This is a genomic window from Streptomyces sp. NPDC089919, assembly GCF_040684615.1.
GTDB lineage: Bacteria > Actinomycetota > Actinomycetes > Streptomycetales > Streptomycetaceae > Streptomyces.
The window spans coordinates 1-5,499 of record NZ_JBFBGK010000202.1; the positions used below are offsets into that span (position 1 = coordinate 1).

The following is a 5,499-nucleotide window of genomic DNA, read 5'->3' on the forward strand; positions in this document are numbered from 1 at the left end:
CGGCGCGCGACGGGTCCCACCCGTAAGGGGGAGCCGGTCAGACGCGGCTGACGTCGTAGACGCCGGGCACGTCGCGCATGGCCCGCATCAGGGTGGGCAGCACCGTCGCGTCGGGGAGCTGGAGCGTGTAGGTGTGCCGGACCCGCTGCTCGCTCGGGGGTTCGACGGTGGCGGAGACGATGTCGGCGCCCTCGCGGGAGATCGCCTCGGTGAGGTCGGCCAGCAGGTGGGGGCGGCCGAACGATTCGGCGACCAGGGTGACCCGGCAGTCGGCGGTGGCCCGCCAGTGCACGGCGACGGAGGTGCGGCCCAGCGAGCGCATCTGCGCCACGGCCGGACACTGCACCCGGTGGACGGTGACCGCCCCGCCGCGCACCACGAACCCGGCGACCGGGTCGGGCGGGACGGGGGTGCAGCAGCCGGCCAGGCGGACGGTCGCGTCCGGCAGGTCGGCCACGGCGTTCCCGCCGCCGCCGCGGGCGCCGACCATGGGCCCCGGGGCCCGGGGGGCGGCGGGGGGCATCCGGGTGTGGCCCGGATGCTCGCGCAGCCAGCTGCGGATGGCGATCCGGGCCGCCGGGGTGCGGGCGTGCTCCAGCCAGTCCGGGGCGGGCCCCGAGGAGGCGTCCTGGGCGAGCAGCAGCTGGACGGTGTCCCCGTCGGCCAGGCGGGTGCCCAGGGCGGCCAGCCGGCCGTTGACCCGGGCCCCGATGCAGCCGTGCGCGGCCTCGCCGTGCAGCGCGTAGGCGGCGTCCACGCAGCTGGCCCCGGCGGGCAGGCCGAGCCGGCCGCCCTCGGCGGAGAAGACGGTGATCTCCCGGTCCTGGGCCAGCTCCTCGCGCAGCGAGCTCCAGAAGGTGTCGGGGTCGGGCGCGGACTGCTGCCAGTCCAGCAGCCGCGAGAGCCAGCCGGGCCGGGTCGGGTCGACCCGCTCCTCGCCGGTGTCCACCGGCTCGGCGGGGGCGTACGGGTTGCCCAGGGCGATCACCCCGGCCTCGGCGACCCGGTGCATCTGGTGGGTGCGGATGAGGACTTCGGCGACGTGCCCGCCGGTGGCGACGGCGGTGTGCAGGGACTGGTACAGGTTGAACTTGGGGACCGCGATGAAGTCCTTGAACTCGGAGACCACCGGGGTGAAGCAGGTGTGCAGCTCCCCCAGCGTGCCGTAGCAGTCGGCGTCCTCGCCGACCAGGACGAGCAGCCGGCCGAAGTCGGAGCCGCGCAACTGCCCGCGCTTGAGGGTGATGCGGTGGACGGAGACGAAGTGCCGGGGTCTGATGTGCACCTGCGCGGCGATCCCTGCCTCGCGCAGCACGCCCTTCACGGACTCGGCGATGGCGGGCAGCGGATCGAGCTCGGCGGCGTGCGAGGCGATCAGCGCGCGGGTGCGCTCGTACTCCTCGGGGTGGAGGATCGCGAAGACCAGGTCCTCCAGCTCGGTCTTGAGGGCCTGTACGCCCAGCCGTTCGGCCAGCGGGATCAGCACGTCCCGGGTGACCTTGGCGATCCGGGCCTGTTTCTCGGGCCGCATCACGCCGAGGGTGCGCATGTTGTGCAGCCGGTCGGCGAGCTTGATGGACATGACGCGGACGTCGTTGCCGGTGGCGACGAGCATCTTGCGGAAGGTCTCGGGCTCGGCGGCGGCGCCGTAGTCGACCTTCTCCAGTTTCGTGACGCCGTCGACGATGAAGCAGACCTCCTCGCCGAACTCGGCGCGCACCTGATCGAGGGTCACCTCGGTGTCCTCGACGGTGTCGTGCAGCAGGGAGGCCGTCAGCGTCACGGTCTCGGCGCCCAGTTCGGCGAGGATCAGGGTCACCGCGAGCGGATGCGTGATGTACGGTTCCCCGCTCTTGCGCATCTGGCCGCGGTGCGAGGACTCCGCGAGGAGGTACGCCCGGCGCAGCACCCCGAGGTCGGCGTCGGGATGGTGGGCCCGGTGCGCCTCGGCCACATGGCCGATGGCGTCCGGCAGGCGGTCCCGCGAGGCGGGACCGAGCAGCGCGGCCCGGCCGAGCCTGCGCAGGTCGAGGCGGGTCCGGCCGCGTCGGCGGACGGGAGCTGCAGCGCCGGAGCGGACCTCCGGGACCGCGTCGGGGTTCGTGGCCTCTGCACTCATGGGCACCTCCGGCGGCTTCTACCGGCGGTGGCGGGCATGGGGTGAGCCCTCAGGGGCCGGTGTCTGATGCTACCGACCCCACCACGTGGCGGAGTGCCGCTCTCGCTCAGCGTGAAACGGATCACCCATTCGAGGGAAGCTCTAGGCGAAAGCCGTTTCGGTCAGCCAGGCCGGATCGATCTCGCCTTCGGCCACGATGACGGCGGGTCCGGTCATCTCGATCTCGCCGTCGGGGTGCTCGGTGATGACGAGCGTGCCGCCGAGGACGTCCACGGTGTAGCTGACGCTCTCGCCGGTCAGGGCGGGGTCGGCGCCGTCCCGGCGGGCGGTGGCGACGGCCACCGCGCAGGCGCCGGTGCCGCAGGAGCGGGTCTCGCCGGAACCGCGCTCGTGGACGCGCATGGCGACGTGCCGGGGGCCCCGGTCGGCGACGAACTCGACGTTGACGCCGGTGGGGTAGGCCTCGGCGGGGCTGAACGGCGGCGGGCTGTACAGGTTGCCGGCGTGGGCCAGGTCCTCGACGAAGGCCACCGCGTGCGGGTTGCCCATGTCGACGTTGCGCGCGGGCCAGCTGCGCTCGCCGACGGAGACGGTGACCGGTCCCTCGGGGAGCACGGCGCGGCCCATGGAGACGGTGACGCCGCCGCCGGGTGCGAGGCGGACGTGCTTGACGCCGCCGCGGGTGGCCACGGCCAGCTCGCCGTCGCCGGCCAGGCCGGCGTGCTGGAGGTAGCGGGCGAAGACCCGGACGCCGTTGCCGCACATCTCGGCGACCGAGCCGTCGGCGTTGCGGTAGTCCATGAACCACTCGGCGACGTCGGACATCGCGCGCGCCTCGGGGTGCTCGGCGGACCGGACGACGTGCAGGACCCCGTCGGCCCCGATCCCGGCCCGGCGGTCGCACAGGCGGGCGACGGCGGTCGGCGGGAGGTCGACGGCGTTGTCCGGGTCCGGGATGATCACGAAGTCGTTCTCGGTCCCGTGGCCCTTGAGGAAGGCGAGCTGTGCGATGGTCACGCGGCCATCGTACAAAGCCCCCGCCGGTCCCGGCGGCACCGCCCGAGGGCTGGGACGGGGCCCTGACCGGCGGCTTCAGCGGAGCCGGGCGACCCGCCAGATGGCCAGCACGGCGGCGGTGGCGACGACGACGGCGTAGAGCAGGACGATGCGCCAGTCGGGGCGCTCGCCGGAGCCGCGGGCGGGCAGTCCGGGCCAGGAGTAGCCGACCCGGCGGGCGGCCATCATGCCCCAGCCGCCGGCGCAGCAGCTGATGAGCAGGCCGAGCATGGCGACCACGGCGCCGCCGTCGCCGAACTCGAAGGCGAGCGGGAAGGCGAACATGAGCGAACCGGCGGCGGCGAGGACCACGATCGGCGCCAGCTGCCAGATGCGCAGCCGGCGCTGCGGGCGCAGCTCGACCTCGACCTCGGGTACGACGGTCTCGTGATCGGGGCCGTCCGGGGTCAGCCGGGCCGGGTCCGCGGGCAGGCCGAGGCCGGGCATCCCGGCCTCCGGGACTCCGCCCGTGCCGTCCCGCCCGGTGTCACGAGGGCCGGCCTCCATCGCCACGCGCCCTCCCCACTCGGACTTCGCTCGCTGACGTCACCCGCCGTTGCGCATGAACTGCGGGAATTTGATGATGGCACGCCACCGGGCCCGCCATACGCGCCCGGGGCGTCCCGATGCCATCACGTGATCAGGCTGTAACCGCTCGTTCGACCAACGACTGCGCGAGTCCGGGGAGTTCCGCGCGGTCCTCGACGGCTCCGCTGAGCCAGTGCACCCGGGGGTCGCGGCGGAACCAGGAGTCCTGCCGGCGGGCGAACCGCTTGGTGGCGCGCACCGTCTCGGCGCGGGCCTCCTCCTCGGTGCAGCGGCCCGCGAGGGCGGCCAGCACCTGCTGGTAGCCCAGGGCCCGGGAGGCGGTGATGCCCTCGCGCAGGCCCTGCGCCTCCAGGGTCCGGACCTCCTCGACCAGTCCGGCCTCCCACATCCGGTCCACCCGCAGGGCGATCCGCTCGTCGAGCTCGGGGCGGCCCACGTCCACGCCGATCTGCACGGTGTCGTAGACGGAGTCGGGGCCCGGCAGGTTGGCGGTGAAGGGGCGGCCGGTGATCTCGATGACTTCGAGGGCCCGGACGATCCGGCGGCCGTTGCTCGGCAGGATGGCCTGCGCGGCGGCCGGGTCGGCGGCGGCGAGCCGGGCGTGCAGGGCGCCGGGTCCGCGCAGCGTCAGTTCCTCCTCCAGCCGGGCCCGGACCTCGGGGTCGGTGCCGGGGAACTCCAGGGCGTCGACGGCCCCGCGGACGTACAGCCCGGAGCCGCCGACCAGGACCGGGGTGCGGCCCTCGGCGAGCAGCCGGTCGATCTCGGCGCGGGCCAGGCGCTGGTACTCGGCGACGCTGGCGGTCTCGGTGACGTCCCAGATGTCGAGGAGGTGGTGCGGGACGCCGCCGCGCTCCTCGGGCGTCAGCTTGGCGGTGCCGATGTCCATCCCGCGGTAGAGCTGCATGGAGTCGGCGTTGACGACCTCGCCGCCGAAGTGCCGGGCGAGGTGGACACCCAGATCGGACTTTCCGGCCGCGGTGGGGCCGACGACGGCGATGACGCGGGGTGCGGACGCTGTGCTTTTCACCGAACCAGTCTCGCAAACCCGCGGCCCGGTCCCCGAACGAGTTACGTGACGGCCCCCTCACGGGTTCGTTGCCCTGACGGGGTTCCGGCCCGGGTATAGCCCGTTCGGCCGCTTGCGGCCACGCGGAACTTCCTCCCCACGAGTAACGTTATTGGAGTAGACATGGGCGTTTTCAGCCGGTTCCGTCGCAAGAAGGCCGAGGCCTCCACGGAGGAGGCCGCCGCGGCCACCCTCACGGCGGAGCCCGAGGCCGCCGACACCGAAGAGGCCGGGGCCGCGGAGCAGTCCGAGGCCGGCTCCGCGGAGGGCGTGGAGATCCCGAAGCAGCAGTCGGTGGAGCAGGCCGCGGACAGCGGGGCCGGCGAGGGCGCCCGTACATAAGGATCCCCGCCAAGAGAAGGTGACCCATGGGCCTGCTGGACAATCTGAAGGCCAAGCTCGCGCCCGCCAAGGACAAGGTCGGTGACCTCGCCCAGCAGCACGAGGGCAAGCTCTCGGACGGCCTGGACAAGATGGCCAAGGCCGTCGACTCCCGCACCAAGGGCAAGTACAGCGAGAAGATCGCGACCGGCACGGACAAGGCCAAGGACGCGCTGGGCAAGATCGCCCACCACGACGAGCCGGGCGGCACCCCGCCGGCCACGCCGTCTTCCTGATCCCGGTCACCCCGCCGCACACGGGAGGTCTGGGTGCAGATCGCCTGCGCCGTGATGCTGTCGCTCGGCACCTACGCGGGCGGCTGGCG

6 protein-coding genes are annotated in these 5,499 nt (G+C 73.7%); 2 read left to right on the forward strand and 4 right to left on the reverse strand.

Annotated features, from left to right (window positions below):
- Window positions 1-37: 37 nt before the first annotated feature.
- The 4 genes from AB0O40_RS37390 to miaA form a co-directional block, all read right to left on the reverse strand.
- The gene (locus AB0O40_RS37390) at window positions 38-2,119 is read right to left on the reverse strand and encodes an HD domain-containing protein (protein ID WP_365050687.1); all 2,082 of its coding nucleotides are present in this window, start codon (window positions 2,117-2,119) and stop codon (window positions 38-40) included.
- Between the two features lie 141 nt (window positions 2,120-2,260).
- Window positions 2,261-3,136 carry a diaminopimelate epimerase gene (dapF, locus tag AB0O40_RS37395; protein WP_365050690.1) on the reverse strand — a complete coding sequence of 292 codons (876 nt, stop codon included), beginning with the start codon at window positions 3,134-3,136 and terminating at the stop codon, window positions 2,261-2,263.
- Between the two features lie 75 nt (window positions 3,137-3,211).
- Entirely contained in the window at window positions 3,212-3,682 is a 471-nt protein-coding gene (locus tag AB0O40_RS37400) for a hypothetical protein (RefSeq protein WP_365050702.1), read from the reverse strand.
- Between the two features lie 133 nt (window positions 3,683-3,815).
- A complete protein-coding gene (gene miaA / locus AB0O40_RS37405; RefSeq protein ID WP_365050693.1) occupies window positions 3,816-4,754 on the reverse strand; it encodes a tRNA (adenosine(37)-N6)-dimethylallyltransferase MiaA in 939 nt (312 codons plus the stop codon).
- A gap of 162 nt (window positions 4,755-4,916) precedes the next feature.
- Here miaA and AB0O40_RS37410 point away from each other — a divergent pair, with 162 nt between their 5' ends.
- Window positions 4,917-5,135 (forward strand): gliding motility protein, encoded by a 219-nt coding sequence (locus AB0O40_RS37410; protein WP_365050696.1) that lies wholly within the window; start codon window positions 4,917-4,919, stop codon window positions 5,133-5,135.
- 26 nt (window positions 5,136-5,161) lie between these two features.
- On the forward strand, window positions 5,162-5,410 hold the full coding sequence (locus tag AB0O40_RS37415; RefSeq protein ID WP_365050699.1) for an antitoxin: 249 nt from the start codon (window positions 5,162-5,164) through the stop codon (window positions 5,408-5,410).
- Window positions 5,411-5,499: the final 89 nt, after the last annotated feature.

Excerpts from the sequence above, each read along its gene's own strand:
- AB0O40_RS37390 (WP_365050687.1), bottom strand. The coding sequence starts at position 2,119 with ATGAGTGCAGAGGCCACGAACCCCGACGCGGTCCCGGAGGTCCGCTCC.
- AB0O40_RS37415 (WP_365050699.1), top strand. The coding sequence starts at position 5,162 with ATGGGCCTGCTGGACAATCTGAAGGCCAAGCTCGCGCCCGCCAAGGAC.
- AB0O40_RS37410 (WP_365050696.1), top strand. The coding sequence starts at position 4,917 with ATGGGCGTTTTCAGCCGGTTCCGTCGCAAGAAGGCCGAGGCCTCCACG.
- AB0O40_RS37400 (WP_365050702.1), bottom strand. The coding sequence starts at position 3,682 with ATGGAGGCCGGCCCTCGTGACACCGGGCGGGACGGCACGGGCGGAGTC.